This is a genomic window from Nocardioides baculatus (genome assembly GCF_016735675.1).
GTDB classification, from domain to species: domain Bacteria; phylum Actinomycetota; class Actinomycetes; order Propionibacteriales; family Nocardioidaceae; genus Nocardioides; species Nocardioides baculatus.
The window spans coordinates 405,839-431,634 of the sequence record NZ_JAERSG010000002.1; the positions used below are offsets into that span (position 1 = coordinate 405,839).

The 25,796-nt window shown below is 72.5% G+C and carries 26 protein-coding genes; 13 read left to right on the forward strand and 13 right to left on the reverse strand.

Annotation, left to right across the window (positions count from 1 at the left end; genetic code table 11):
• Window positions 1–104: 104 nt before the first annotated feature.
• Entirely contained in the window at window positions 105–1,571 is a 1,467-nt protein-coding gene (glpK, locus tag JI751_RS07715; RefSeq protein ID WP_201935267.1) for a glycerol kinase GlpK, read from the reverse strand.
• The gene (locus tag JI751_RS07720) at window positions 1,568–2,407 is read right to left on the reverse strand and encodes a DUF1028 domain-containing protein (protein ID WP_201935268.1); all 840 of its coding nucleotides are present in this window, start codon (window positions 2,405–2,407) and stop codon (window positions 1,568–1,570) included. The genes glpK and JI751_RS07720 overlap by 4 nt, the downstream gene beginning before the upstream one ends.
• 54 nt (window positions 2,408–2,461) lie before the next feature.
• On the opposite strand from JI751_RS07720, the gene JI751_RS07725 reads away from it, so the two are divergent.
• Window positions 2,462–3,706 (forward strand): MFS transporter, encoded by a 1,245-nt coding sequence (locus JI751_RS07725; protein ID WP_201935269.1) that lies wholly within the window; start codon window positions 2,462–2,464, stop codon window positions 3,704–3,706.
• A 269-nt stretch (window positions 3,707–3,975) separates the two neighbouring features.
• On the opposite strand, the gene JI751_RS07730 is transcribed toward JI751_RS07725, so the two are convergent.
• On the reverse strand, window positions 3,976–5,172 hold the full coding sequence (locus JI751_RS07730; protein ID WP_201935271.1) for a pyrophosphate--fructose-6-phosphate 1-phosphotransferase: 1,197 nt from the start codon (window positions 5,170–5,172) through the stop codon (window positions 3,976–3,978).
• A 168-nt stretch (window positions 5,173–5,340) separates the two neighbouring features.
• Between JI751_RS07730 and JI751_RS07735 the strand changes: the two genes are divergently transcribed.
• From JI751_RS07735 to JI751_RS07750, 4 genes are all read left to right on the forward strand, one after another.
• The gene (locus JI751_RS07735; protein ID WP_201935273.1) at window positions 5,341–6,786 is read left to right on the forward strand and encodes an APC family permease; all 1,446 of its coding nucleotides are present in this window, start codon (window positions 5,341–5,343) and stop codon (window positions 6,784–6,786) included.
• 73 nt (window positions 6,787–6,859) lie between these two features.
• The gene (locus JI751_RS07740) at window positions 6,860–8,218 is read left to right on the forward strand and encodes a metallophosphoesterase family protein (protein WP_201935275.1); all 1,359 of its coding nucleotides are present in this window, start codon (window positions 6,860–6,862) and stop codon (window positions 8,216–8,218) included.
• Window positions 8,219–8,281: 63 nt separating this feature from the next.
• Complete coding sequence (locus JI751_RS07745; protein WP_201935276.1) at window positions 8,282–9,670, forward strand: class II 3-deoxy-7-phosphoheptulonate synthase; 1,389 nt, start codon at window positions 8,282–8,284, stop codon at window positions 9,668–9,670.
• A 90-nt stretch (window positions 9,671–9,760) separates the two neighbouring features.
• The gene (locus JI751_RS07750; RefSeq protein WP_236665832.1) at window positions 9,761–10,771 is read left to right on the forward strand and encodes a threonine aldolase family protein; all 1,011 of its coding nucleotides are present in this window, start codon (window positions 9,761–9,763) and stop codon (window positions 10,769–10,771) included.
• Here JI751_RS07750 and JI751_RS07755 read toward each other — a convergent pair.
• The 5 genes from JI751_RS07755 to JI751_RS07775 form a co-directional block, all read right to left on the reverse strand.
• On the reverse strand, window positions 10,749–11,858 hold the full coding sequence (locus JI751_RS07755) for an NADase-type glycan-binding domain-containing protein (RefSeq protein WP_201935277.1): 1,110 nt from the start codon (window positions 11,856–11,858) through the stop codon (window positions 10,749–10,751). The genes JI751_RS07750 and JI751_RS07755 overlap by 23 nt on opposite strands.
• Window positions 11,859–11,931: 73 nt before the next feature.
• Window positions 11,932–12,831: a DMT family transporter gene (locus tag JI751_RS07760; protein WP_201935278.1), complete on the reverse strand. Its 900-nt coding sequence runs from the start codon at window positions 12,829–12,831 to the stop codon at window positions 11,932–11,934.
• A 17-nt stretch (window positions 12,832–12,848) separates the two neighbouring features.
• A complete protein-coding gene (locus JI751_RS07765) occupies window positions 12,849–15,002 on the reverse strand; it encodes a PASTA domain-containing protein (RefSeq protein WP_307813985.1) in 2,154 nt (717 codons plus the stop codon).
• A gap of 178 nt (window positions 15,003–15,180) precedes the next feature.
• Window positions 15,181–15,957 carry a lytic transglycosylase domain-containing protein gene (locus JI751_RS07770; protein ID WP_201935279.1) on the reverse strand — a complete coding sequence of 259 codons (777 nt, stop codon included), beginning with the start codon at window positions 15,955–15,957 and terminating at the stop codon, window positions 15,181–15,183.
• A gap of 173 nt (window positions 15,958–16,130) precedes the next feature.
• Window positions 16,131–16,931, reverse strand: coding sequence for a glycoside hydrolase family 16 protein (locus JI751_RS07775; protein ID WP_201935280.1), 801 nt, complete (start codon window positions 16,929–16,931; stop codon window positions 16,131–16,133).
• 80 nt (window positions 16,932–17,011) lie between these two features.
• Here JI751_RS07775 and JI751_RS07780 point away from each other — a divergent pair, with 80 nt between their 5' ends.
• The 3 genes from JI751_RS07780 to JI751_RS07790 are packed head-to-tail and all read left to right on the forward strand — an operon-like array spanning window position 17,012 to window position 18,302.
• A complete protein-coding gene (locus JI751_RS07780) occupies window positions 17,012–17,383 on the forward strand; it encodes an Rv2175c family DNA-binding protein (RefSeq protein WP_201935281.1) in 372 nt (123 codons plus the stop codon).
• Complete coding sequence (locus JI751_RS07785) at window positions 17,383–17,871, forward strand: guanyl-specific ribonuclease (RefSeq protein WP_201935283.1); 489 nt, start codon at window positions 17,383–17,385, stop codon at window positions 17,869–17,871. The genes JI751_RS07780 and JI751_RS07785 overlap by 1 nt, the downstream gene beginning before the upstream one ends.
• The gene (locus JI751_RS07790; RefSeq protein WP_201935285.1) at window positions 17,868–18,302 is read left to right on the forward strand and encodes a barstar family protein; all 435 of its coding nucleotides are present in this window, start codon (window positions 17,868–17,870) and stop codon (window positions 18,300–18,302) included. Before JI751_RS07785 ends, JI751_RS07790 begins: the two co-directional genes overlap by 4 nt.
• A gap of 1 nt (window position 18,303) precedes the next feature.
• Here the strand turns inward: JI751_RS07790 and JI751_RS07795 are convergent, their stop codons facing one another.
• The gene (locus JI751_RS07795) at window positions 18,304–19,368 is read right to left on the reverse strand and encodes a polyprenyl synthetase family protein (protein ID WP_307813988.1); all 1,065 of its coding nucleotides are present in this window, start codon (window positions 19,366–19,368) and stop codon (window positions 18,304–18,306) included.
• A 64-nt stretch (window positions 19,369–19,432) separates the two neighbouring features.
• Here JI751_RS07795 and metF point away from each other — a divergent pair, with 64 nt between their 5' ends.
• On the forward strand, window positions 19,433–20,323 hold the full coding sequence (metF, locus tag JI751_RS07800) for a methylenetetrahydrofolate reductase [NAD(P)H] (RefSeq protein ID WP_201935287.1): 891 nt from the start codon (window positions 19,433–19,435) through the stop codon (window positions 20,321–20,323).
• On the opposite strand, the gene JI751_RS07805 is transcribed toward metF, so the two are convergent.
• Entirely contained in the window at window positions 20,313–20,864 is a 552-nt protein-coding gene (locus JI751_RS07805; protein WP_236665833.1) for a DinB family protein, read from the reverse strand. The genes metF and JI751_RS07805 overlap by 11 nt on opposite strands.
• Before the next feature lie 31 nt (window positions 20,865–20,895).
• On the opposite strand from JI751_RS07805, the gene JI751_RS07810 reads away from it, so the two are divergent.
• Window positions 20,896–21,525, forward strand: coding sequence for an SIMPL domain-containing protein (locus JI751_RS07810; protein ID WP_201935289.1), 630 nt, complete (start codon window positions 20,896–20,898; stop codon window positions 21,523–21,525).
• A gap of 385 nt (window positions 21,526–21,910) precedes the next feature.
• On the opposite strand, the gene JI751_RS07815 is transcribed toward JI751_RS07810, so the two are convergent.
• The 3 genes from JI751_RS07815 to JI751_RS07825 are packed head-to-tail and all read right to left on the reverse strand — an operon-like array spanning window position 21,911 to window position 24,334.
• The gene (locus JI751_RS07815) at window positions 21,911–23,212 is read right to left on the reverse strand and encodes a phytoene desaturase family protein (protein ID WP_201935290.1); all 1,302 of its coding nucleotides are present in this window, start codon (window positions 23,210–23,212) and stop codon (window positions 21,911–21,913) included.
• A gap of 10 nt (window positions 23,213–23,222) precedes the next feature.
• On the reverse strand, window positions 23,223–23,813 hold the full coding sequence (locus JI751_RS07820; protein WP_201935291.1) for a DUF4126 domain-containing protein: 591 nt from the start codon (window positions 23,811–23,813) through the stop codon (window positions 23,223–23,225).
• The gene (locus JI751_RS07825) at window positions 23,813–24,334 is read right to left on the reverse strand and encodes a YbaK/EbsC family protein (protein ID WP_201935292.1); all 522 of its coding nucleotides are present in this window, start codon (window positions 24,332–24,334) and stop codon (window positions 23,813–23,815) included. Before JI751_RS07825 ends, JI751_RS07820 begins: the two co-directional genes overlap by 1 nt.
• A 46-nt stretch (window positions 24,335–24,380) precedes the next feature.
• On the opposite strand from JI751_RS07825, the gene JI751_RS07830 reads away from it, so the two are divergent.
• The 3 genes from JI751_RS07830 to JI751_RS07840 all read left to right on the forward strand — a co-directional run bounded on the left by JI751_RS07830 (window position 24,381) and on the right by JI751_RS07840 (window position 25,795).
• Window positions 24,381–24,845, forward strand: coding sequence for a hypothetical protein (locus tag JI751_RS07830; protein WP_201935293.1), 465 nt, complete (start codon window positions 24,381–24,383; stop codon window positions 24,843–24,845).
• 167 nt (window positions 24,846–25,012) lie between these two features.
• Window positions 25,013–25,345, forward strand: a complete 333-nt coding sequence (locus JI751_RS07835) for a DUF6504 family protein (protein WP_201935294.1) — start codon at window positions 25,013–25,015, stop codon at window positions 25,343–25,345.
• Between the two features lie 15 nt (window positions 25,346–25,360).
• Window positions 25,361–25,795 (forward strand): SAV_6107 family HEPN domain-containing protein, encoded by a 435-nt coding sequence (locus JI751_RS07840; protein WP_236665834.1) that lies wholly within the window; start codon window positions 25,361–25,363, stop codon window positions 25,793–25,795.
• The last annotated feature ends 1 nt before the right edge of the window (window position 25,796 follow it).

Below are 25,796 nucleotides of genomic sequence, written 5' to 3' on the forward strand. Positions count from 1 at the left end.
GCGTTGTCGTCAGTCGTCGATGCTGGCGCGTCGCGTCCCTCCTCCGCCGTGCGATGCGCTCCGCAGGACGACGCTCGCGACGGCCGGGAGCCGAGAGACCCGCCCTAGCCCCAGCCCTTCGCGCGCTCGACCGCCTCGCCCCAGCGGGCGTAGCAGGCATCGAGCGCCTCGCGGTCGCCGCCGGGCTCGAAGCGCCGGTCGAGCGCCCAGGTCTGCCGCAGGTCGTCCGCCGACTCCCAGACACCGGTGCCGAGGCCGGCGAGGAACGCCGCACCCAGCGCTGTCGTCTCGACGATCTCGGGGCGCTCGACCGCGCGGCCGACGTGGTCGGCCTGGAGCTGGCAGAGGAAGTCGTTGGCGGACGCACCGCCGTCGACCCGGAGCGTCGTCAGCTCTGGCAGCGTCTCGAGCACGTCGCGGACCTCGAACGCGATCGCCTCCAGCGTCGCGCGGACGAGGTGCGCGCGGGTGGTGCCGCGGGTGATGCCGATGATCATGCCGCGCGCGTGCGGGTCCCAGTGGGGGGCGCCGAGGCCGGTCAGCGCGGGCACGAACACGACACCGTCGGTGTCCTCGACGGTCGAGGCGATGGCCGCGGTCTCGGCCGCGTTGCCGACGATCTGGAGTCCGTCACGCAGCCACTGGACGGCTGACCCGGTCACGAAGATCGCGCCCTCGAGGGCGTACGTCATCTCGCCGGCGGGCGAGCGCCAGGCGGCCGTCGACAGCAGGCCGGCGTCGCTGCGCACGACCGAGGAGCCGGTGTTGGTGAGGATGAACGAGCCGGTGCCGTAGGTGCACTTCGACTCGCCTTCGTCGAAGCACGTCTGCCCGAAGAGCGCCGACTGCTGGTCGCCGGCGATCCCGGCGATCGGCAGCGACAGGCCGAGGAAGACCCTCGGATCGGTCGGCGCGACTTCGCCCCAGTTGGGCACCAGGTCGGGGAGCGCGTCGCGCGGCACCCCGAAGAGCTCGCACAGCTCGTCGGACCAGTCGCCCGCCTCGAGGTCGAAGAGCAGCGTGCGACAGGCGTTGGAGACATCGGTGACGTGCCAGGTGCCGCGCGTCATCCGGGCGATCAGGTAGGAGTCGACGGTGCCGACGGCGTACCGTCCCGACTCCACCAGCGCCCAGGTGTGCGGCTCGTTCTCGGCGAGCCACATCAGCTTGGTGCCGGAGAAGTAGGGGTCGAGCCGCAGGCCGGTGAGCTCGGCGACCCGGTCCTCGTGGCCGTCCTCGCGGAGCCGGTCGCAGATGTCGGCCGTCCGCCGGTCCTGCCACACGATCGCGCGCCGGGGCGAGCCGAGCGTCTCGCGGTCCCAGAGCACGATCGTCTCGCGCTGGTTGGTGATCCCGATGGCCGTGAGCTCGGACTGGTCGACCTTGGTGAGCACCTCGCGAGTGGCCTCGATCGTGGCCTGCCAGATGTCCTCGGCGGAGTGCTCGACCCAACCGGGCTGCGGGAAGTGCTGGCGGAACTCCTGGTAGCCCGTGGCCTCGATCTTCCCGTCCGGGGTGACGACGACGGCGGTGACGCCGGTCGTGCCGGCGTCGATGGCAAGAACGCTCATGCGTTCCCTCCCCGGATGATCGCCAGGATCCGCTGGTCGATCCACTCGGGACGCGCGCCCGGGCCGACGCGCATCTCGTAGTTCTCCGAGCCGACCCACATGTGGAAGCTGTCCTTGCCGTCGGCCTTGGCCAGCGCCTCGAGCTCCATCATCAGCGTGTCGTCGACCGGCACCTTCTCCTCGTCGGTCGAGGCGGTCAGGTAGAGCTCGTTGAGGTCGACCAGCCGCGCCAGCTCGGTGACCGGATCGGAGTGGTCGTCGACGCGGAGATCGACGGCGACGTCGTCGTGGCCGCCGTAGCCGGCCCCGTCCCGTACGACGAGCACGGCCGCGGACTGCCGGCCGCGGCTGTCGCCACCGGCCGCGTCACCGGCTGCGAGGGCGGCGAGGAGGCGCCGTTCGAGCGAGAGGTCGGGCGCGCCCTGCCAGGCCAGCTCCATCGCCTCCACGACCTCGGGGCCGGTGAGGATGTTGCCCTGGATCGCGTAACCGCCGCTCTCGCCGCTGCGACCCGTGGTGCCACCCGCCCAGGAGAAGCACTCGGAGCCGGTGTACGTCGCCGCGTTGCCGTCGGAGTCGACGATGCCGGCCTGCCGGTGCTCGCGTCCGTCGTCCTCCTCGACCAGCCGGTCGAGCGCCACCTGGGCGGTGGCGCCGTCGTCGAGGTGGGCGAGGGCGAGGTACTTGTAGCCGATGTTGGCGTCGGCCTGGGTGGCGATCGCACCGACTCCGGCGGCGGCAGCCGGCACTGCGGACCCCACCGCCAGGAACTTCGAGGCGACCGCGACGCCCCAGGACTCGCCGTCGTCGGACCTGGCCACGATCGAGAACGTCATGGGCCGAAACATATCGGGGAGCGCACCGTCGGGCGGGCGACCTAGGGTGGGCTGGTGCTCAACCGTCTCGGATTCCCCAGCATCGGCGAGCACCGCCGGTTCGTCGCGGCGATCGTCGCCGACACCGTCGGCAGTGGCCTCTTCATGCCGATCACGCTGCTCTACTTCCTGGCGATGACCGACCTGACGCTGGTGCAGATCGGCACGGCGCTGTCGGTCTCGGCGCTGCTGAGCATGCCCGCGTCGTTCGTCATCGGGAGCATGGTCGACCGCTTCGGCCCGCGCCGGATGATGCTCGCCGGCAACCTCGTCCAGGCCGCCGGCATGGCGGCCTACATCTGGGCGGACTCGCTGCTCGCGGTCGCGCTGTGGACGGCCCTGCTCAACCTCGGCCGCCAGTCGTTCTGGGGCTCCTTCGGCAACGTCGTCACGGCGATCTCGGCGCCGGGGGAGCGGGAGATCTGGTTCGGCTTCCTCCAGGCGGTGCGCAACCTCGGCTTCTCCGTCGGCGGGGTGCTGGCCGGCATCGCCCTCCAGGTCGGGACCGACGCGGCCTACCTGTCCGTGGTCGTCGTCAACGCGGCGACGTTCGTCCTGGCCTTCGTGCTCCTGCTCGACGTGCCCGACCACCGGGTCGTCCACGACGAGGACGCGCCGGTCGAGGGCTGGAGCGTCGTGCTGCGCGACCGGGCCTACCTCCGTCTCGTGGTCGGGCAGTTCGGCTTCGTGGTCGGGATGATGGTGCTCAACTTCGCCCTCCCGGTCTACGTGGCCGAGACGATCGACCTCCCCGGATGGGTGGTCGGGGCGATCTTCACCCTCAACACCGCGCTCGTCGGGCTCGGGCAGGGACTCGTCGTCCGCCGGATGACCGGGCAGGTGCGCGGCCGGATGATGGGGCTGGCCCAGCTGGTCTTCGCCGCGGGCTACCTGCTGTTCGTCGCCGCGGGCTTCCTGCCGGTCTGGCTGGCCGTCGTGGTGATGCTCGCCGGTGCCGCCGTCTACACCGGCGGCGAGCTGGTCGGCGGTCCGGTCTTCAGCGCGACAGCCGCCGAGGCCTCGCCCGACCACCTGCGCGGGCGCTACCTCGGGCTGTTCCAGCTGAGCTGGGGCATCGGGGCGGCGGTGACCCCGATCGGCTTCACCTGGCTGCTCGCGCACGGCCAGACCACGCTCTGGTGGGTGCTGGTCGGCGTCGCGCTCGCCACCGCGGCCTACCTCCAGACGCTCCCGGGCAAGCTGCCCGCCGCTGCCCTGCGCGTCACCGACCGTGCTGAGCAGGTCGCCGCCTCCGAATGAGCCCTGGGTGGCGGCATCCGACATGACGTACGGCGAGGGTGGCGGCATCCGACATGACGTACGGCGAGGGTGGCGGCATCCGACATGACGTACGGCGAGGGTGGCGGCATCCGACATGACGTACGGCGAGGGTGGCGGCATCCGACATCGCATTCGCCCGTGACGTTGTCGTGCGCCGCCACCCAGCGCGGCGGAGGTGTCGTGCGCCGCCACCCAGCGCGGCGGAGATGTCGGGTGCCGCCACCCAGCGGCGGCACCACAGGAGGACCTCAGGCCTGGCCGGTGCCCCGCAGGAGCTCGGCGAACCACGGCTGCGAGGGGTCGAAGGCCTTGTGGCCGGCGATCCGCTCGAACTCGATCGCGCGGAGCTCGTCGCCGCGGTCCTCGTCGTGGCCGATGACCCCGGGGGTGCCGTCGAGGGCGCAGGTGACGGCGAGCGTCGCCATCTCGCGGATGAGCGCGAGGTCGGTGTCGTTGGCGGGGGCCGAGCGGGAGAAGTAGCCGGACTTCTGGACCATCTGCTTCTCGGCGCCGATCTCGCGGGAGAACCGGTCGGCGAAGTAGCGGCCGGGGTTGATGGTGTCGATCTTCACGTGGCCGAACGGGTCGCGACCGACGGTCTCGCCGGCGGCCTCGAGGTCGGTGACGATGTCGTCGATCCCGGCGCCCTCGGCGAGGAAGATGTTGACGCAGCCGATCTCGTCCATCACCGCGCGCAGCCGCGTCGCCTCGGCAGCGAGGTCGATGCTGCGCTCGGGGACGTAGATGGCGTGGATCGCCCAGCGACGCGGGTCGAGCCCGATGCCGGGCAGCCACTCCTGCTCGGCGTGCCAGGCCATGTAGTCGCGCGCCGCCGCCGCGGTGAGCCAGCCGCTCGCGCGACCCATCACCTCGTGCACGATCAGCATCCGCGGGTTGGAGCCGTGCTCGGCGAGCACGTTCTGCGCGAAGCGCGACGCCTGCTGGGCCGCGGTCTGGGCGCCGAGGCTCTGCCGGATCGGCACGATGTCGTTGTCGATGGTCTTCGGGAGGCCGACGACCGTCAGCTCCGAGCCCTGGGTCCGGAGGTACGCCGCGAGGTCGGCCGCCGCGGTGTTGGTGTCGTCGCCGCCGATGGTGTGCAGGACGTCCACGCCGTCGGCCTGGAGCCGCGCCGCCGCCACCTCGAGCGCGGTCTCGCCCTCGCCGATCAGGCCGCGACGCCGGCAGTCGTCGTCGTTGGTCAGCTTGACGCGGCTGTTGCCGATCGGGCTGCCGCCGAAACGGTGGAGCAGGGCGGCTCCCGCACGCTCCTCGGGCCCGATGACGAGGCTGTTGCCGGTGAGCAGGCCGTGGTAGCCGTGCCGGTAGGCGATGAGCTCGATGGAGGGGTCGGTGGCGTCGTAGGTCTCGATCAGGGCACCTACGGCGGAGGACAGGCACGGGGCGTAGCCACCGGCCGTGAGGAGCGCAACGCGAGTCGGCATGGGCAGCAGGTTAGGGCACATCGCTTGGAACGATCCAACGGTCCGCGGAGCGAGCAGTGGACCGGCGCGACACGCCCACCCCTGCGGGGCGCGATGGTTGCCCGCCCGGTCCAGACAGGCGAGGGTGAGCGTGACCGTGCAGCACACGGACGGACGACGGGAGTCTCGATGAGCACGACACAATCCACGCAACCCGATGTGAACGGTCCGGAGGACGCCGACCTCAAGCGCGTCCTCGGTCCCAAGCTGCTGCTGCTCTTCATCGTCGGCGACATCCTCGGCGCGGGTGTGTACGCCGTCACCGGCAAGCTCGCCGGCCAGGTCGGCGGCATTGCGTGGCTGCCGTTCCTCGTGGCGTTCGCGGTCGCGACGGTGACCGCGTTCTCCTACCTCGAGCTGGTCACGAAGTACCCCCAGGCCGCCGGCGCCGCGCTCTACACGCACAAGGCGTTCGGCATCCACTTCGTCACGTTCCTCGTGGCCTTCACCGTGGTCTGCTCCGGCATCACGAGCGCGTCGACCTCGTCGAACCTGCTCGCTGCCAACCTGCTGATCGGGTTCGGCAACGAGGACCCGAGCAGCGCGACCACGCTCGTCACGGCCCTCGTCTTCATGCTCGTGCTCGCCGCCATCAACCTGCGCGGCGTCGGCGAGAGCGTGAAGTTCAACGTGCTGCTCACCCTCGTCGAGATGACCGCGCTCGCCATCGTGATCGGCATCGGCATCTGGGTGATCGGCCGCGGCGACGGCGACCTCAGCCGGATCACGGTCTTCGAGAGCCCGGACGACAAGGGCCTCTTCATGGCGGTCACGATCGCCACGGCCATCGCGTTCTTCTCGATGGTGGGCTTCGAGGACTCGGTCAACATGGTCGAGGAGACGCAGGACCCGATGAAGATCTTTCCGCGCACCATGCTCACCGGCCTGGGCATCGCGGTCGTGATCTACATGCTGGTCGCGATCTCGGTCGTCGCGGTGATCCCGGCAGGTGACATCGCCAAGCCGACCAATGCCGAGGCTGGCATCCTGCTCGACGTCGTCAAGACCGGGGCGCCGGACCTGCCGATCGACAGGCTCTTCCCCTTCCTCACCGTCTTCGCCGTCGCCAACACCGCGTTGATCAACATGCTGATGGCGAGCCGCCTGATCTACGGCATGGCCCAGCAGGACGTGCTGCCGCGCTCGCTCGGCAAGGTGCTGCCGGGCCGCCGCTCGCCGTGGACCGCGATCGTCTTCACGACGCTCCTCGCGCTGGCGCTGATCACGGTCGTCTCGCTCGACGCGGAGAACTCGGTCGTCGCCGCCCTGTCCGGCACGACGGCGCTGCTCCTGCTGGCGGTCTTCACGATCGTCAACATCGCGTGCCTGATCCTGCGCCGCGACCCGACGCCCGAGGGCGCCTTCCGGGCGCCGTCGTTCCTGCCGGTGGTCGGAGCGATCTGCTGCGCGTACCTGCTCGGCCCGTGGGCACGTCTCGAGGCCGACATGATCCAGTACAAGATCGCCGGCGGACTGCTGGCGGTCGGCGTCGTCCTGTGGGCGCTGACCTGGGTCACCAACCGCGGCGTCCGCGCGAAGAAGACCGGCTTCCGCGACATCGACCACCTCGAGTAGCAGATCGAGCAGCAGGCCACGACCCGGCGGGTTCGCGCCCGCGGTGCCGGGTCCGGCGTCTACGGTTGGCCGAGTGACTCGACGACCTCTCGGTGCCCTCCTGGCCGTCCTGATCGCGTCCGCGCTCGGTTGCACGTCGGTCGCGCCACCGTCGCCGTCGGCGAGCGCGACCCCCACCGGTGACCACTCCGCGACCACGAAGCCGACCGCGGACGGCGGGCCCGAGGGTCGCCTCCCGCGCGGCGGCCCGCGCGACCGACCGGCCGTGCCGTCGGCGCCCGACCTGCCCGGCGCCTACCGCTTCGTCTCGGCGCCCGACTTCCTCAACCAGGACGTCGCCGACCTGACGGCCGACGGGCGCACCGAGCACGTCGACCCGCGCACCGGCGCGGTCGCCAACTCGACCAACCGGGAGTACGACGCCGGGCTCAGGCACGTGATGGACGAGATGGCGTCCCACGGCACCCGCGACGTGCTCGTGGCCGGCGACCTCGTCGAGGGCCGCTGGGGGCGCGACGACTCGCGCAGCGGCGTCTTCGGCCCCGTGCGTACGGACCGGCAGCGGATGCGCGCGTGGCGCCGGGCCGCGGCGGTCTACTACCCGGCGTACCGCCAGCGCTTCGCCGACCACGACCTCCGCATCCTCCCGGCCGTGGGCGACCACGAGATCGGCGACGACCCGTGGAAGGCACCACGCGACCGCTGGATCGACTTCAAGCGGCGGCACGTGCCGGAGTTCAAGTCGATCTTCGCCGACGAGATGCTGTCGACGCCCGGCGGCCGGCCGCGCTTCTCCCAGCACCCGTCGAAGGGCCCGGCGCAGCGCACGGCGTACGCCGTCCGGCTCGACGCCCAGGTGCTGCTGGTGACGCTCGACGTCTTCGAGCGTCGCGGGGGAGACGTGCACATGTCCGTCGACCCCGACCAGCTGCGCTGGCTGCGGCGGGTGCTGCGCCAGGCCCGCGCGGACGAGGTGCCGTGGGTGATGGTGCAGGGTCACGTGCCGATGACCGGCAACGTCCGCGCCCGCAACTCCAGCCACCTGTCCTACGAGAAGGGCGATCGCTCCGCGCTGTGGCGGGCGATGGTCGACGGAGGCGTCGACGTCTACCTCTCCGGCGAGGTGCACGACCAGACCGTGCACCAGGTCGACGGGATCCTCCAGGTCTCCCACGGCTCGCTGTTCTACCGCGGGGAGGCGTCCTACGTCGTCGGCCAGGCGACCGCCGACGAGCTGGTGCTGGAGAACCACCAGTTCCGCGGCGAGATCGGCTTCGAGGACCGGCTCTGGACGACGTCGCGGCAGGGAGCGCCCGGCCACATCAGCTATCCGGACGCCTCGATCGTGACCGGCACGCTCGAGGCGCACCGGACCCGGTCGGGTGGGCTCGAGGTCGACGGCTCGGCAGGCGTGCTCGAGCCACGACGCTGAGGCGTCGGCCCAGCGCTCGGTCACGGTTCGGGTCGGCACGCGCTGTCGCCGTACCCTTGGGGGGTGACCCTTCGAGACGCCTCGTCCCTCAGCTCCTCAGGACGAGCCGCGATCCCCACCCTCGAGCAGCTGCACGCGCTCGGACCTCGGCAGCAGCCGACGTACCCCGACGCCGGAGCGGTCGACGCTGCTGTCGCCCGACTGCGGACCGTGCCGCCGCTCGTCTTCGCGGGTGAGTGCGACGAGCTGACCGAGAAGATCGCGGCGGTCAGCCGCGGCGAGGCATTCCTCCTCCAGGGCGGCGACTGCGCCGAGACGTTCGCGGGCGTGACCGCCGACAACGTCCGCAACAAGCTGCGGGTCCTGCTCCAGATGGCCGTCGTGCTGACGTACGCCGCGTCCGTGCCGGTCGTGAAGCTCGGCCGCCTGGCGGGCCAGTACGCCAAGCCGCGCAGCTCGGACCTCGAGACCCGCACCACCCCCGACGGACCGGTGACGCTGCCCGCCTACCGCGGCGACGCGGTCAACGGCTTCGACTTCACGCCCGAGGCGCGCATCCCCGACCCGCAGCGGCTGGTCGACGTCTACAACTCCTCGGCCGCCACGCTCAACCTGGTCCGCGCCTTCGTCACCGGTGGGTACGCCGACCTGCGCCAGGTGCACACCTGGAACACCGACTTCGTCCAGAACTCGCCGTTCGGCCAGCGCTACGAGGCCATGGCCGACGAGATCGAGCGCGCGCTCACCTTCATGAAGGCGATCGGTGCGGACCCCGACGAGTTCCACCGGGTCGACTTCCACTCCAGCCACGAGGCCCTGCTGCTGGAGTACGAGCAAGCGCTGACCCGCATCGACTCGCGCACCGACCTGCCCTACAACGTGTCCGCGCACTTCGTGTGGATCGGCGAGCGCACCCGCCAGCTCGACGGCGCGCACGTCGAGCTGCTGTCGAAGATCCAGAACCCCATCGGCATCAAGCTCGGGCCGACGACGACCCCCGACGACGCACTGGCCTACGCCGCGCGTCTCAACCCGGACAACAAGCCCGGCCGCCTCACCTTCGTCACCCGCTTCGGTGCGGGCAAGATCCGCGACGGCCTGCCTGCCCTCGTCGAGAAGGTCACCGCCGAGGGCGTCAACGTGGCCTGGGTCTGCGACCCGATGCACGGCAACACCTTCGAGGCGTCCTCGGGCTACAAGACCCGTCGCTTCGACGACGTGATCGAGGAGGTCCAGGGCTTCTTCGACGTCCACCGCAGCCTCGGCACCTGGCCCGGCGGCGTGCACGTCGAGCTCACCGGCGACGACGTCACCGAGTGCGTCGGCGGTGGCGAGGAGATCGACGAGGCCCAGCTGGCCAACCGCTACGAGTCCGTCTGCGACCCCCGCCTCAACCGGGTCCAGTCCCTCGAGCTGTCCTTCCTCGTCGCGGAGATGCTCCGCAAGGCCTGACCCCCCCGGGGCGGTGGTCCACCCACATTCGGCGCGCCCGCAATGTGGCTCCACCACCGCTGGCGGGTACGTCGAGAGGTGGCTGGTTGGATGAGCACCGTGATCGACCTGCGCTCCGACACCCTGACCCGGCCGACCGAGGCGATGCGTGCGGCGATGGCCCGCGCGGACGTCGGGGACGACGTCTACGGCGAGGACCCGACGGTCACCGAGCTCCAGGAGCGGGTGGCGGCGATGTTCGGCCACGAGGCCGCGCTCTTCACGCCGACCGGCTCGATGGCCAACGTGCTGGCGGTGGCGAGCGTCGTACGGCCCGGCGAGGAGGTGCTGTGCGACTCCTCGGCCCACATCGCGCGGGCCGAGCTCGGCGCGCACGGCGCGATCAGCGGGATCACCATGCGGACGTGGACCGGTGAGCGAGGCCAGCTCGACCTGGCGGCGATCGAGTCGATGTACGCCCCGGACATGGGCCCGTTCTTCGTCCGCACGGCCGCCGTCTCGGTGGAGAACACGCACAACTTCGCCGGCGGCGCCGTGCTGCCGCTCGACGACCTGCGCGACCTGCGCGCCTGGGCCGACACGACGAGCACGAAGGTCCACCTCGATGGTGCGCGGCTGTGGAACGCGCACGTCGCCACGGGCACCCCGCTTGCGGACTACGGCCGGATCGCCGACGTGCTGGCCGTGTGCCTGTCCAAGGGTCTCGGGGCCCCGATCGGCTCCCTGATGGTCGGCTCCGCCGACGCGATCGACGAGGCGCGCGTCCGCCGCAAGCGGATGGGCGGCGGGATGCGCCAGGTCGGCGTCCTCGCGGCCGCGGGGGCGTACGCCCTCGACCACCACGTCGACCGGCTGGCCGACGACCACGCACATGCGCGCCTGCTCGGCGAGGCGCTGGGGCTGGACCCGGAGTCCGTGGACACGAACATCGTCGTGGTGGACCGTCCCGACGCGACGGCGTTCGTCGCGGCAGCGGCCGACGAGGGCGTCCGGATCGCGGCGGTGGGACCTCGCGCCGTGCGCCTCGTGACGCACCTCGACGTGAGCCGGGCGGACGCGGAGCGGGCCGCGCTGGTGCTCAGCCGGCTCGTCGACCGGTGACCGCGACCTCGCTGATCGCGGTGTAGTCGCGACCGAGGCTGCCGCTGCCCGGTGGCGTCACGGAGGTGATCGTGATCGTCACCGTCGACGTCTGCACCGGCGTCACCTTGAGCAGCTGCATCGTCGGCTGCTCGGAGAAGGTCTGCTCGACCGTCGTCCCGTCCTCGAAGCCCCAGGTGACCGCGAGGATGCGGCGGTTGTTGGGGTACCAGTCGACGCCGGCGACCTGCTTGGCGTAGCCGTTGACCAGCCCGACCCGGTCGACGACGGCGGGCTCCGCGAGCGTGAACGTCACGACCTGGCCGGTCGCGTCGCCCTCGACGCGCCACGTGGTGCGCGGGTCGCCGTCGTGCATCTGGACCGCTTCGTAGGCCACCAGGTTGCCGTCGAAGTCGGTGGTCGGCGGCGCCGTGCCGGGCACCTCGACGGTGGCGGCGCGGGCCAGGTCGACCCGCTTGCCGACGCCCGTCGGTCCTTCCGCCCCGTCCTCACCGGCCTCGGGCTGGGTCGACTCCTCAGCCCCGCCGCCGGCGGGCGCGGACGACGCGCTCGCCGACGGATCGGTGGCCGGGGTGTCGTCCTCGTCGGCGGCGAACGCGTCGAGCAGCACGAAGACCAGGCCGACGAGGAGCACCGCCCCGAGCACCCAGAAGATCCAGGCTCGTCCGCGCACCGGGTCGTCGACGAGCTCGTCGACCTCCTCGTAGGGCAGGAGCTCCTCGCGGGGGTCCCAGGTGGACTCCCGCACGGGAGCACGGGGCGCGGGTGGTGCGGGAACCGGGACCGGTGCCGGCTCGACGGGAGCGCCCAGGGGTGCGGTGGCCGGGGCCACGGCCGTCGGGTCGGCCGCCTGGACCGGAAGCGCGACGGGCTCGGGCGCGGAGTCGGGGACGGGGACGGGGACGGCGTCACGAGGAGCGGGCGCAGCGGCGGGTGGCTCCGCGGCGGCTGGCTCCGGGGCGGGCGCGAGAGGAGTGGCCTCGACCGGGGTGGCCTCGACAGGTGCCGGGTCGCCGATGCGGTGCCCGCAGTTGAGGCAGAACCGGCCCACGCCGAGGGCTGCCCCGCACCGCACGCACGTGTTCACGCAGGCCACGATAGGGGGACGTGCCTCGTCCGTCCTCCCGTCTCGGGGTGAGGGCGGAGCGTCCCGGGGCGGCTCAGACCGCGATGTGCGGGACCTCGCCCTCGACCACGCGACGGGGCGCGAGCTCGACGATCACCATCGCGACGAGCACCATCGAGCCACCCAGCAGCAGCCGCTGGGTGAGGTCCTCGCCGCCCAGCCAGACCGCGAAGACGGAGGCGAAGACCGGCTCCATGCTCATGATGATGGCCGTACGCGTGGGTGGCAGGTGGGCCTGCGCCCAGGTCTGCCCGAGCAGGCCGGCGGCACCGACGATGACGGCCATGTAGGCGAGCGAGACCCAGTCGCCCGTCCGCGTCGGCAGCACGATGCCGTCGTACGCCGTCGCCATCGTGCAGACGATCGCGATGACGATGACCTGGAGGATCGTCATCCCGACCGCGTCGCGGGCGGTCGACCACGCGCCGAGCCCGACGATGTGCAGGGCGTAGAGCACGGCCGAGGCCAGCGTGATCAGCTCGCCGTAGCCGACGCTGAGCCCGCGGAGGGCCAGGACGCCGAGGCCGACCGTGGCCAGGGCGACGGCGACCCAGGTGATCGGTGGGATCCTGGTGCGCAGGATCGCGGCCGCCAGGAGCGGCGTGCAGACGACGTACAGCCCGGTGACGAAGCCGCTGACGCTCGCCGGCGTGTGGGCGAGGCCGGTCGTCTGGAGGATCTGGGCCAGGCCGTAGAGCAGCCCGAGCACGACGGCATGCCGACGCACGACCGGCGACAGCCGCCCGATCGCCCGCGGAGCCACCACGAGGAGCGCGAGCGAGGCGATCGCGAAGCGGACGGCCAGGAAGTCCAGCGTCGGCACCCGGTCGAGGAGGTCCTTGATGAGGAAGAACGTCGATCCCCAGCACGCGGCCAGGGCCACCAGCACGAGCGTGGCCAGCAGCGTCGTACGACCGGGTTGCTCGACGTGCACGCCCGAACGTTAGGGCGTCAGACGACGAACAACGTGATCGTCGAGCCCTTCGGCACCTCGGCGCCGGCGCCCGGGTCGGAGCTCGAGACGTAGCCGATGCCGAGGTAGATGTCGGCCTGCTCGGTCTCCACCTCGAACCCGAGCCCCTCCAGCAGCTCGGTGGCCGCCTCGACGCCCATCGCCTTGACCTGCGGCACCTCGACCAGCTCGGGTCCGAGGGACACGACGAACGAGACGGTGTCGCCGCGGTAGACGACCGTCCCCGGGGCCGGGTCCTGCGAGATGATGTCGCCGGCGGCGACGGTGTCGCTGTACTCCTCACCCGCCTCGACCTGGAGGTTGCGCTTCTCCAGGGCGGCCTTCACCCCGTCGTAGTCCTTGCCCGTCCAGTCCTTGAGCTCGAACGGCTTGCGGCCACGGCTCAGCACGAGGTCGACCGTCGCGCCGGGCTTGAGGGTCGTCCCGGCCTTGGGGGAGGAGCGGATGACCTGTCCCTCGGGCACGGTCTCGCTCCAGCGACCCACGCTCGAGCCGAAGGCGAGGTTGGTCGCCGCGATCGTGTCCTGCGCCTGGTCCTCGGTCTGGCCCGCCAGCTGCGGCACGTCGTAGCGCTCGGGCCCGAGCGAGAGCACCAGCGTGACGGTGCCGCCATCGAGGACCTTGCCCCCGGGCTCGGGGTCCGTGGCGATGACGAGGCCGGCCGCGACGTTCTCGCTGTAGGCCGCCTCACCCGGCTCGGCCTCCAGGCCCGCCGACTCCAGCTCCGCGCTCGCCGCTGCCTCGTCGAGGCCGAGCACGCCTGGCGTCGTCGTGTAGCGCTCCCAGCCGAACCACCAGGCGCCGGCGCCGACACCGGCGACGAGCAGGAGCGCGAGCAGGAGCGCGACCGGACCCTTCTTCGAGCGGCGGCGCGCCGTCGTGGTGACGGGGGCGACCTTGCTGGGCGCCTTGCCGGAGGCCCGGCCGGGCGGCGCGGGTGCCGGCCGGGCGGCCTGGGTCGTGGTGGGAGCGGCTGCCGTCACGACCGCAGCGGCGACCGGTGCGGCTGCCTTCATCGGCTCGGTCACGGGGACCTCGGACGGCGTGGACGACGGCACCGGGTGGCGCTCGAGGGCGGTCGTCCGGTCGGGGCTGCCGTCGGCGACGAGCCCGGAGTCACGGAGGTCGACCTCCGTGAGGAGTGCCAGCGCCCCCGCGTCGAACGGCTCGGGCATGGTGTCCTCGCCGGGCTCGTCCGCGGCGTCGACGGTCGACGCACGGCGGGGGAGCAGGTCGGCGGCCAGCTCGGGGTCGGAGTCCAGGCCCTCGCGCAGCGCCAGCTCGACCCGGTGAAGGTGGTGGAGCAGGACGGTCGCGTCGGCGGGGCGCTGGTCCCGGTCGCGCGAGGTGGCGCGGGCGACGAGTGCGTCGACGTAGTCGGGGATGCCGGGCTGGAGGAGCGACGGCATCGGTACGTCGTGGTGCACGTGGCGGTAGGCCACCTGGATCGGCGACTCACCCTCGTGCGGCTTCCGGCCGGTCAGCAGCTCGTAGAGCACCACCCCGGCGGCGTAGACGTCGGCGCGCGCGTCCGCCCGACCGTCGACGACGAGCTCGGGGGCGAGGTAGGACACGGTGCCGATCAGCACCCCACCGGTCGCGGTGTGCTGGGTGTCGGCGCTCACCGCCTTCGCCAGGCCGAAGTCGGCGACCTTGATCCGGCCGCCGTGCGCCTCGTCGGCGATCAGCACGTTCTCGGGTTTCACGTCGCGGTGGATCAGCCCGGCCCGGTGGGCGGCGCCGAGCGCGGAGACGACCGGCTCGAGGAGCGCGAGCGCCCGCGCCGGCGGCATCGGCGCCTCCTTGCGGACCACGTCGCGCAACGTGTGGCCGGGGACGTACTCCATGACGAGGAAGACGGTGTCCTGGCCGTCGGAGGTGTCGTCACCCTGGTCGTAGACGCCGACGACGTGGGGGTGGTTGAGCCGTGCGGCCGCGCGCGCCTCGCGCACGAAGCGCTCCGCGAACTCCTGGTCGTCGCCCAGGCCCGGATGCATGACCTTGACCGCGACCGTGCGGTCGAGGCGGATGTCGGTGGCCTCGTAGACACTGGCCATGCCACCGCGCGCCACCCGGGCGCCGATGCGGTAGCGGCGCTCCAGCAGGCGCCCGACCAGAGGGTCGCCAGACACGCCGGGCGCTGCTGCGCGGGCGTGCTCGGGTGGCTCCACTGTCGACCTCCAGCTGCCGGACGGGGAAGGATCCAGCGCCACCACTCTACGGAAACGGTGCCTGCCGCCACGCTCACGCGCGGGCCCCGGCGTGGCGCAGCGGGCCCAGGACCAGCTCACGACCTGGATCACGACCTGGTCAGGCGGGAGGACGGCCCTCCTCGAGGCGCCTCTTGATCGCCACCACGTCGGCGACGTAGGTCCGGGTCTCCGCGAAGAGCCCGTGCTCGCGGACGGCGCCGAGGCCCTGGTAGTAGGCCCCGATCTTGTGCGTACGCCGGTGCGTGTGGTGCGTCAGCACCCGGAGCAGCAGCACGCCGGCCTTCGCGTTGTCGCCGAGCTGGTGCAGCCGCAGCCTGCGACCGGCGTAGTGCTCCATCCACCGCGCGGTCGACGGCAGCACCTGCATCGCGCCGATCGCGTGCGCGCTCGACACCACACCCATCTGCCAGCCCGACTCCTGCCATGCGATCGCGAGCGCGAGCTGCGGGTCGACGTCGTGGTGGCGGGCGGCGCCCGCGATCACCCGACGCACCTTCTCGCGGTCGCGGTCCGGGTGCTGCCACATCGACGAGTGGCCCTTCCCGCCGTGCTTCCCGCCGTGCTTGCCCCCGCCCCTGCCGTCCTTGCCCCCGTGCTTGCCCCCGTGCTTGACCCCGTGCTCGCGCACCACCGGGATCACGATCCGCTCCCCGACGCGCAGCGTGCCGCTCGGTTCGAGGTGGTTGGAGGACACCAGCTCGGCCGTCCACGCGTGGAACCGGACCGCGAGGCCGGAGGCGGTGTCGCCCGGCCGGACGACGTACGACACGAGCCTGCGGTCGTCCGGCGGCCGCGCGTGGTCCGCCTGCGCAGGCGCGACGACCGCGGTCGACAGGGGGAGGGTGAGGACGGCACCCAGGACGAGTGCGGTCATGGAGCGGAACGGTCGGGGCACAGGGCCTCCTCGTCTCGCCGGCTGCGCCCGAGGGACCTGGGGCCCTGCGGGAGGAAGACGCGCCGGAGAAGCATTCGACGGTAGCGAGCGCGAGGGGCCCCGCGCGATGCGCAGGGCCCCTCGGGCGTGTCGTCGGTCCAGCCGGGTGGGGCTCAGCAAGCTCCGTTGAAGGTGCTCTGCTCGAACTGCGGCGCCTTGATCGACTTCTCGTTGGGCGCGCGCATCGACCAGTAGCGCATCCAGTCCATCTGCATCCGGGCCGGGTCCATGGTCGTGCCCTTCTTGGCCCGCAGCTCGAACTTCAGCTGGCGCGGGAGCGGGTCCAGGGCCTCGTCGCGGCGCTCGGTGTGGATCACGTGCGCGTCGACGAACCACGAGATGTGGTCGGGCGCGACCTCGACGGCGTACGTGTGCCACCGGTCGTTGCGCAGGTGCCGGCCGAGGAAGCCGCGGTAGGAGCTGTTGGGCAGCGTGTGCACGTAGGACTTCACGGTGTTGGTGCCGAGGGTGAAGTTCTCGATGCCGATGTCACGACCGCCGCAGTGCTGGTCGCGGGTGCCGGCGGGGACGAGCTCGGTGACGACCTTGAAGGGCTTGCCGCCCTTGACCGTCGACATCGTCCGGGCGCGCATCCGGATCTCCCAGCGACCGTAGGGGTGCCCCTTCAGGTCGAGCGTGGCGGAGACGCTGCCACGCTTCGTGCTCATCAGCGTGAGCATGCCGTTCTGGGTGCGGACGATGCCGCGACCCCTCTTCTTCCAGAACGCGGGCTTGGGGCCGATGAACTCCTGGCGGAAGACGCCGTACTGGTACCAGCCGAAGGTGTTGCCGGCGTGGACCGGGCCGGGGGCGCCTTCGTAGTGGTCGGCCTGGGCGGGGGACACGGCCGGGGACAGGGTGAACGCCAGCAGGCCCACGAGGGTGGCCGCGAGCGCGGATCTGAGGGGGTGCATCCGCGACACGCTACGGATCACCCGCCGGGGTGACAAACCGGCTTCGCCAATGTCGTACGGCCTCTCCTAGGCTGCACCCCATGAGCGACCTTCCCCTGGCTGACCGTGACCTCGCCGCCCTCGTCCCCGAGTGGCTCGAGTGGAGCGAGGTCGCCGACCTCCTCGGCGTCACGCCCAGCAAGGTCCGCACGATGATCCGCGAGCACGAGCTCGCCCAGGCGGTGTCCGCGCCCGGCGCCGGGCCGCGCGTGCCGGCCGACTTCATTCAGGACGGCCTGGTCGTGAAGGGCCTGTCCGGGCTGCTGATCATGCTCCACGACCACAAGTTCGACGACCGCGAGTGCATCGCGTGGCTCTTCACCGACGACGACCTGCCGGGGCGCCCGATCGACGCGCTCCGCGAGAACCGCGGCAGCGAGGTCAAGCGCCGCGCGCAGGTGCTGGAGTACTGATGGCCGCGACAGCCACGGCTCGCCAGCGCTACCGGTGGCTGGTGCTGCTGGCTGCTGCCGCGATCCTGGTCGTCTGGTTCTTCACGCCGGCGCCGGACGACGGCCCCGCGACTCCTTCGCCGTCCGCGGTCCCCTCGGCGACCTCCACCGACGACGAGACCGGATTCCCGCCGACGGCCGGTGGCGTCGACCCCGACAGCGGTCTGCCGTACGTCGACGAGGCGGGCCTGCCGGCCGAGGCGCGTGACGTTCTGTCGCGGATCGACGACGGCGGTCCCTTCAAGTACCCCGGCGACGACGGCAAGACCTTCGAGAACCGCGAGGAGCTGCTGCCCGACCAGCCGATGGGCTACTACCGCGAGTACACCGTCGAGACCGCCCCGCGGGTGCGGGGACCTCGCCGGATCGTCACCGGCGACGAGGACGAGTACTACTGGACCGACGACCACTACGACTCCTTCTCCCGCATCGAGAGGTCCACATCATGAGCGGACTCGCCGCTGTCCTGGCCGGGCACGAGCAGCCCGGCATCCACCTGTGGGCGGGCGCGTTCGACGTCGCCGACGTACGCCACACCGTCGAGCACGCCGGGTGGGGATTCGGGTACGTCGACGGCTGGACGCGCGCTGACACGAAGGCCGCGTTCCTCGCCGAGGTGGGGGAGACGCTGGGCTTCCCGGACTGGTACGGGCAGAACTTCGACGCCCTCGCCGACTGTCTCCACGACATCGGCGCCGGCACCGACGGGGTGCTGCTCCTGTGGGACGGCTGGGCGACCCTCGCCCGCTCGGACGAGAAGGCCTTCAACGTCGCGCTCAGCGTGCTCGGCTCGCGCGTCCACGCGGACCGCGTGGTGCCCTTCTCGGTCCTGCTGCGCGGCGACGGCCCGGTGGTGCCCGGGATCATCCGGCTCGACTGAGTCAGACGGTCCGCTGGGTCGCGGCGGCTGCGAGCTCGGTGAGCACGACCCGCGCGTGCTCGTCGACGTCGGCAGCATCGAGCGCCGACACCGCGTGGTCGGCCAGCGAGCCGATCACCTCCTCGACCTGCGCCCGCGCGCCGGACGCGTCGATGATCGAGCGGAGCTCGTCGACGTCCGCCTCGGACAACGGGGTGCCGAGCGCGCCGTCCAGCCGCTCCGCGGCCGCTCGCGGAGCGGCGTCGAGGGCGAGGGCCACGAGCACCGTGCGCTTGCCCTCGACGAGGTCGTCGCCCGCCGGCTTCCCGGTCTCCGCGGGGTCGCCGAAGACGCCGAGCAGGTCGTCGCGGAGCTGGAAGGCCTCGCCCAGCGGGAGGCCGAACCGGCTGAGCTGCTCGATCCGGTCGTCGTCGGCCCCGGCGAGGGCGGCACCGACGTGCAGCGGGCGCTCGATGGAGTACTTCGCGGACTTGTAGCGGAGCACGGTCATCGCGGTGTCGACGTCGGCGTGCCCGCGGGCCTGGACCGAGACGTCGAGGAACTGCCCGGCGATCACCTCGGTGCGGCAGCGCTCGAACAGGTCGAGCCCGGGGGCGACCTCGTCGGGCCCGAAGCCCGAGTGCCGCAGCAGGTCGCCGGCCCAGCCGAGCAGCAGGTCGCCCAGCAGGATCGCGGCGGCCGCGCCGTACTGCTCGGGGTCGCCGCGCCAGCCTGCGGTCCGGTGCTCGGCGTCGAAGGCGCGATGCGTCGCGGGGCGCCCGCGCCGGGTGTCGGAGGCGTCCATGAAGTCGTCGTGCACGAGCGCGCTCGCGTGGAGCATCTCCAGCGACGCGCACGCCCGCGCGAGGGCGGTCGGGTCGGCCGGCTCGGGGCGGACGGCCCGGTGCCCCCAGTGGCAGAAGGCCGCGCGGAACCGCTTGCCGCCGCGCACCGACGTACGCGCCTCGGCGATGAGGCGCCCGGCGTCCGGGCCGAGCGGCGCGAGCTCGGCCTCGCGCTCGTCGAGGAACGCATCCAGCACCTGCTGGACCTGGTCGCGGAAGGGTGCGGGGTCCCAGGTCGTCACGCGAGGAAGCCTATCCAGTGGGACGGTGCCGAACTGATGGGCGGTCGTCCGTAGGCTGTTGCGCATGACGCACGCACCCGGACGCAGCATGCGCGAGCTCCTCGCGGCTGGCGAGCGGTCGTTCTCGTTCGAGTTCTTCCCGCCCAAGGACGAGGCCGGCGAGCAGCAGCTCTGGCAGGCGATCACCGAGCTCGAGCCCTACGGCCCGACGTTCGTCTCGGTGACCTACGGGGCCGGCGGCACGACCCGCGACCGCACCGTGGCGATCACCGGGCGCATCGCCCGCGACACCTCGATGCTGCCGGTCGCCCACCTGACGTGCGTCGGCCACACCCGTGCGGAGCTCACCGCGATCCTCGACGACCTGCACGCGTCAGGAGTGACCCACGTGATGGCGCTGCGCGGCGACCCGCCCGCCGGTCCGGGCACGCCGTGGACGCCCACCGACGGCGGGCTGACGTACGCCAGCGAGCTCGTGGCGCTCATCCGTGAGCGCGCCGACATGCGGATCGGTGTCGCGGCGTTCCCCGAGGGGCACGTCGACGCCGCCGACCTCGAGTCCGACGCGCGCGTGCTCAAGGCCAAGCACGACGCGGGCGCCGAGTTCGCGGTGACCGACATGGTGCTGCGGGCCTCCGACTACGCCGCGCTGGTCGAGCGGGCCGCCGCTGTCGGCGCGGACCTCCCGATCATCCCGGGGATCATGCCGATCCTGAACCTGCGCTCGATGGAGCGGATGGTCGAGTTCTCGGGGCGCCAACTGCCGGAGGAGACCAGCGCCCGCCTCACGCCGTACGCCGACGACCCCGCCGCGCTGCGCGCCGAGGGCATCGCCATCGCGACCGAGCTCTGCGAGGACCTGCTCGACGCCGGCGCGCCCGGGCTGCACTTCTACACGCTGAACCGCTCGAAGGCGACGCGCGAGATCTTCGCGAACCTCCGCATCACCGTCTGAGGAAGAGGTCGCGCAACAGGCAGGCCTCGGCGCCGTGGTGGAAGACCTCGACGGCCGTGTACATCACGACCCGCGCCACCGGTGCCTGCGCGTAGGCCGGCGGGCTGCGGTCGCCCTGCGGCTCGGACAACCCGACGTCACCGAGCGCGCGGACACCGGCCACGAAGCCGGCGTACTCGTCGTCGAGCTGGGCCAGCGCCGTCGTGGCGGTGCCGGCGTAGTCGTAGGAGTCGAGGTCGACGGACGGGCCGCCGAAGAACGTGCCCGCCGTCGCGGCGAGCCCCTCGGCCAGGTGGCCGATCCGCCACGCGATGGTGGTCAGCGGCTCGCGTCCCGCGGTCGGTCCGTGCTCCCAGACGTACGCACCCGAACCGTGCGCCACCGCCTCCGGCACCTGCGTGCGCGGACGGACCGACCAGCAGTCCGCGACCGGCTCCCAGAGGTACTCCTCGTCAGTGAGCCCGTCGAGACGCGGGCGGAGCTGGTGGACCCAGTGCGACTCGAGCTGGTCGAGCACTTCCTCCATCACGCTGAGCGGCATCGTGCGACGGTAGCGGAGCTAGGTTGGCGCCATGCCTCCTGAGCCCGCGGACATGTACACGGTCACCGTGACGGGGACCGGCACCAGCCGGGTCGCACCGGACAGCGCGGTCGCCCGCGTCGGCGCGGTCGGTCGGGGCGTCGGCGTCGCGGAGGCGTACGACGCCATGAGCGCCGCCGCGACGACCCTCGTCGAGGTCGCCGGCCGGCACACCGAGGAGCGCCGGGTGGCCTCCACCGGGGTCGCGGTGTGGCCGTCGCACGACCACTCGGGCGCGCGTGACGGGTACGAGGCCCGCCACTCCTTCTCCATCGGCTGCGACGACCTCGCCGCCGCGGGGACGATGCTCGGCGAGCTCGCGGGCGAGGTCGGCGATGCGCTGGTGGTCGACGGCGTCGCGCTCGAGGTCACCCAGGACCACGGCGCCGGGGCCGCGGCTCGCGAGGCGGCGTTCGCCGATGCGCGTGAGCGCGCGGCCGCCCTGGCCCGGATGGCGGGCGCCGGTCTCGGCGCGGTGCAGTCGATCGTCGAGGGCGACGCCGCTCCCGGCCCGGGTCCGATGCCGAAGATGGCGATGATGCGCGACTCCGCGGGCGGGCTCGAGCCGGGCGAGGCCGCGGTCACCGTGTCCGTCACCGTGGTGTGGGAGCTCGTCCACTGATCCCTCTGGTGGGTGGCGGCACACGACATCCGCCCTGTGGTGGGTGGCGGCATACGACATCTGCCCTGTGGTGGGTGGCGGCATACGACATCTGCCCTGTGGTGGGTGGCGGCATACGACATCCGCCCTGTGGTGGGTGGCGGCATACGACATCCGCCCTGTGGTGGGTGGCGGCATACGACATCCGCCCTGTGGGTGGGTGGCGGCATACGACATCCGCCCTGTGGTGGGTGGCGGCATACGACATCCGCCCTCTGGTGGGTGGCGGCACACGACATCCGCCCTGTGGTGGGTGGCGGCATACGACATCTGCGGCGCACGGATCGATGTCGTGTGCCGCCACCCAAGGGGGCGGTGGATGTCGTGTGCCGCCACCCAGAGCGGCTCAGGCCTTCCCGACCACCTCGGCCACGAGCGCGGCGCTGAGGCCCGCGAACGGCAGGCCGGAGCCGGTCGTCGCGTGGGCGCCGGCGGTGAGCACGCCCTCGATCGGCGTCCGCGGCCCCAGGCGGGTCCGTGCCGTCCGCGGTCCCTGCCACCGCACGCCGTGGGGCGAGCCGCCCCACCGCTCGACGAGGTCGCGCGGCCCGCGGTCCACGCGTGCCACGACCTGCGTGCGTACGTCGATCCCGTGCCGCGCCAGTGCGGTGAGCACGTCCTCGGCGATCCGGCCGCGGGCCAGCACCGTCCAGGCGGCGCCGCCCTCCGGAGCGCGGCCGCCGGTGCGGACCACCAGGAGCGGGTCGCCGTGCAGCACGACCTCGTGCGGCAGGGCGGGCACGTCACCCTCGAGGCCCACGTGGCAGACCACCGGTGGGATCGCCGGCATCGTGCGGCGCACGAAGGGTGCGAGCGCCGGCAGCCTGCGCGGGTCGATCGCCACCACCACCCGGTCGGCGGGCAGCTCGCCCCCCGACGTCCGTACGCCGGCCACGCGCCCGCCCGACACCACGAGGTCGACGGCAGGGGTGCCGGTCACGACGGTGACGCCGCGCAGCGTCAGCCGCTCGGCCATGGCCGTGCCCAGCGCTGCGAGGCCGCCGGGCACGGTCCACGTGCCGAAGCGCTGCTCGAGGTAGACATCGACGCCGGCGAAGACCGGGACGTCACGCAGGTCGTGGCCGTCCATCACGAGCCGGTGGCCGGCGACGAGCCGCAGCCGCTCGTCGCGGAACGACCGCCTCAGCCGCTTCTCCAGCGACTCGCGCGCACCGAGCAGGGAGGTCAGCTCGCGCGGCGCGACGACGTCGTCGAAGGGCCGCTCGAACCACTCCTTGCGCAGCAGCTCCCACGTCTCGCCGTACGCCGCCACGTGGTCGACCCACTGCCCGCCCAGACCCGGCCCGAGCTCGTCCACGGCGGCGAGCTGCGCCGCGCGGGAGGCGCCGGGGAGGCGGAGCGACGAACCGTCCGCGAAGCGGTGCTCGCGCACGAGGTCGAGCGGCTGGAGGTCGACCTCGCGCTCGAGCGGTCGACCGGACTTGCGGAACAGGTCGCGGATGACGGCTGGCAGCAAGGTCGTGGTCGGGCCGGCGTCCCACGCGAAGCCGTCCTGCTCGACGGTGGCGAGCGCTCCGCCGAGGGTGTCCGCGCGCTCGAGCAGGGTGACGTCGTGGCCGAGCTTGGCGAGGCGTGCGGCCGCGGCCATGCCGCCGAAGCCGCCACCGACCACCACCACGCGAGACACGGGACGCACCCTAGGCGGTCTGGTGGATCGGGCCCTTCTTCTTCCAGCGCCGCCAGCCGCGCCGGATCAGCCGGGCGACGAAGAACAGCATCACCAGGCCGAGCAGGAGCAGCACTCCGGCGACCGCCGCTGCGGCCTGCGGGTGCTCGAGGGCGAACCAGACGACGCCGAGGACGGCCGCGTCCTCGGTCAGGCTGGCGATGACGTTGCTCGCGGGCTCGGGGGAGGCGTTGATCGCCAGTCGGCCGCCCGCCTTCACGAGGTGGCTGAGCAGGGCCGTACCTCCGCCGACGACGCCGAGGACCGCCTGGTCGAGCGACGAGGCGTCACCCGCGAGCAGGACCCCGATGACGGCGCCGGCGGTCGGCCGGATCGCGGTGGAGATCGCGTCCCACGTCGAGTCGATGAAGGGGATCTTGTCGGCGATGAACTCCATCGCGTAGAGGAAGCCCGCCACCGCCAGCACGTCCCAGCGGCCCAGCGCGTCGGGGACCTCGGTGAACGACCCGACCCGGTCCGCGATGCCCAGCACCAGCACGACGAGGTAGGCGTTGATGCCGCTCGCCCAGCCGCTGGAGAAGGTCAGCGCCAGCGCGTCCATCAGTCCCTGTCCTCCGGCACGCCCAGCTCCACGCCTGTCTCCACGCCTGTCTCCACGTCCACCTCGACGGCGCCGGTCATCTCGACCAGCTCGTCGTAGGTCGTGGAGAACACGGCCGCCGGGTGGCCGGCGGCCGCCCAGACCACGGGGTGTCGCCGCAGCCACGGGTCGATCCACGTGCGGACCGGAGCCGGGTGGTCGAGGGGCGAGACGCCGCCGATGACCTGGCCCGTGTGACGGCGTACGAACTCGGGGTCCGCGCGCTTCAGCCGGTCGACGCCGATGCGCTCGGCGACGGCCGCGGTGTCGACACGGTGGGCACCCGAGGTGAGGATCAGGACCGGCTCACCGCCGGCGTCGAAGAGCAGGCTGTTGGCGATGGCGCCCACCTCACACCCCAGCGCCGCCGCGGCGAGTGCCGCAGTGTGGGCGCTGTCGGGCAGGATGACCACGTCGCCCGTCCCGCCGAGCCGGGTGTGCTCGCCTCGAAATGAGGTGATGGATGCATGCTCGATCGACATGATGCGAGCCTAGCGACGAACGACGACCGAACCTCAGGAGTGATGGATGGCGCGCGACGTGCCCGGATCAGTGGTCAACGCCCAACGGGTGCTGGGCCTCATCGTGGCCACCTCGGGCGTGATCACCCTGCTGATCTGGCTGATGCGCGACGACGTGCTCCGGGCGTGGGCCGAGGGCAACGAGGGCGCACAGTCGATCCTCGCCGAGGGCGGCGTCGACGCGCTCCGGGCCAGCCCGAGCGCGCCCGGGTTCGTGGCGCTCGCCGTCGTCGCGTTCGTCGGCTTCGCCCTCCTGGCCATGGTGCTGGGCTCGTTCTTCAGGGGCGGCCACGCCTGGACCCGGCCGGTGCTCACCGCGACCGCAGGCGTCGGCGTGCTCGTCGGCGCGGTCTGCCTCGACAACCACCTGCCCGCGATCTTCGTCGTGCTGTCCGCGCTGGTGATCGTCGAGGGCGTCGTCCTCTCCTACTTCCTCTGGCAGCGCGAGACCACCTCCCACCTCCGCGACTGAGCCCCGTCCTCCACGGGGTGGCCCGGCGCTCTTGACGCGCTGTCGGTGGCGGGTAGTACGGTTCGTGGTGTTCGAACAGATGTTCGATGCGACCCGGGTGGCGGTGACCTCGACCCCCACCTCCGCCCGGGTCGACCCCGGGGTCGACGGAGCAGCGAGGAGGCGCGATGAGGCAGTACGACGACCCCGTCGAGGTGCGACGAGGCGAGGCGGAGGACCCCGACCAGTTCCTGTGGCGGGGGAGGCTGTGGAAGGTGCGCGCCGTAGTCGCGCACTGGGTGGAGACCGGTCCCTGGTGGCAGGGCACGACGGCGCCCGAGCGCGGCGGGACGACCACCGACCTGGTCGCCGAGCGCGAGCTGTGGCGCGTCGAGGCCGGCCGCGGGCTCCAGGTCGCCGAGACCGGCTCGCACGGCGGGACGCAGACCACCTACGGGGTCTTCGACCTGTCCTTCGACTGGACCGACGGGCACTGGCAGCTCGTCGGCTGCCAGGACTGAGGGGGCATGTCCGCGATGAGTCCCCACCACGACCACTACACCGGGCCGGCCGGGCCGCACATGCTGCCGGCCACCGCCCACTCCTACCTCGAGCGCTCGGCCACGTCGCTGCGCGACGCGATCACCGCGCGCGACGTGCCCACCCGCTATGCGTGCGCCCACGTCGCGGCGCTGTGCGCCGCTGCCGCACTGCTCGCGGCGCGCGCCAAGCCGGCACCCCGCGGACGACGCCAGAAGAATGCGTGGGTCCTGCTCGCCGAGGTCGCGCCCGAGCTGACGGAGTGGGCGAGCTTCTTCGCCTCCGGCGCCGCGAAGCGGGCGGCCGCGGAGGCGGGGTCGACCCGCGCGGTGTCCGAGCGCGAGGCCGACGACCTGGTGCGCGACGCCGACCGCTTCCTGGCCGTCATCGAGCAGGCGCTCGGGCTGGTGCCGCACGCCAGCGTGGCGTGAG

What these genes read in the sequence shown, in the direction of transcription:
- JI751_RS07835 (WP_201935294.1), top strand. Translation starts at nt 25,013, where the DNA reads ATGAGGCAGTACGACGACCCCGTCGAGGTGCGACGAGGCGAGGCGGAG.
- JI751_RS07805 (WP_236665833.1), bottom strand. Translation starts at nt 20,864, where the DNA reads ATGCCGCTCAGCGTGATGGAGGAAGTGCTCGACCAGCTCGAGTCGCAC.
- JI751_RS07735 (WP_201935273.1), top strand. Translation starts at nt 5,341, where the DNA reads ATGAGCACGACACAATCCACGCAACCCGATGTGAACGGTCCGGAGGAC.
- glpK (WP_201935267.1), bottom strand. Translation starts at nt 1,571, where the DNA reads ATGAGCGTTCTTGCCATCGACGCCGGCACGACCGGCGTCACCGCCGTC.
- JI751_RS07825 (WP_201935292.1), bottom strand. Translation starts at nt 24,334, where the DNA reads ATGTCGATCGAGCATGCATCCATCACCTCATTTCGAGGCGAGCACACC.
- metF (WP_201935287.1), top strand. Translation starts at nt 19,433, where the DNA reads ATGACGCACGCACCCGGACGCAGCATGCGCGAGCTCCTCGCGGCTGGC.
- JI751_RS07730 (WP_201935271.1), bottom strand. Translation starts at nt 5,172, where the DNA reads ATGCCGACTCGCGTTGCGCTCCTCACGGCCGGTGGCTACGCCCCGTGC.
- JI751_RS07810 (WP_201935289.1), top strand. Translation starts at nt 20,896, where the DNA reads ATGCCTCCTGAGCCCGCGGACATGTACACGGTCACCGTGACGGGGACC.
- JI751_RS07720 (WP_201935268.1), bottom strand. Translation starts at nt 2,407, where the DNA reads ATGACGTTCTCGATCGTGGCCAGGTCCGACGACGGCGAGTCCTGGGGC.
- JI751_RS07785 (WP_201935283.1), top strand. Translation starts at nt 17,383, where the DNA reads ATGGCCGCGACAGCCACGGCTCGCCAGCGCTACCGGTGGCTGGTGCTG.
- JI751_RS07790 (WP_201935285.1), top strand. Translation starts at nt 17,868, where the DNA reads ATGAGCGGACTCGCCGCTGTCCTGGCCGGGCACGAGCAGCCCGGCATC.
- JI751_RS07780 (WP_201935281.1), top strand. Translation starts at nt 17,012, where the DNA reads ATGAGCGACCTTCCCCTGGCTGACCGTGACCTCGCCGCCCTCGTCCCC.
- JI751_RS07830 (WP_201935293.1), top strand. Translation starts at nt 24,381, where the DNA reads ATGGCGCGCGACGTGCCCGGATCAGTGGTCAACGCCCAACGGGTGCTG.
- JI751_RS07775 (WP_201935280.1), bottom strand. Translation starts at nt 16,931, where the DNA reads ATGCACCCCCTCAGATCCGCGCTCGCGGCCACCCTCGTGGGCCTGCTG.
- JI751_RS07820 (WP_201935291.1), bottom strand. Translation starts at nt 23,813, where the DNA reads ATGGACGCGCTGGCGCTGACCTTCTCCAGCGGCTGGGCGAGCGGCATC.
- JI751_RS07750 (WP_236665832.1), top strand. Translation starts at nt 9,761, where the DNA reads ATGAGCACCGTGATCGACCTGCGCTCCGACACCCTGACCCGGCCGACC.
- JI751_RS07840 (WP_236665834.1), top strand. Translation starts at nt 25,361, where the DNA reads ATGAGTCCCCACCACGACCACTACACCGGGCCGGCCGGGCCGCACATG.
- JI751_RS07770 (WP_201935279.1), bottom strand. Translation starts at nt 15,957, where the DNA reads ATGACCGCACTCGTCCTGGGTGCCGTCCTCACCCTCCCCCTGTCGACC.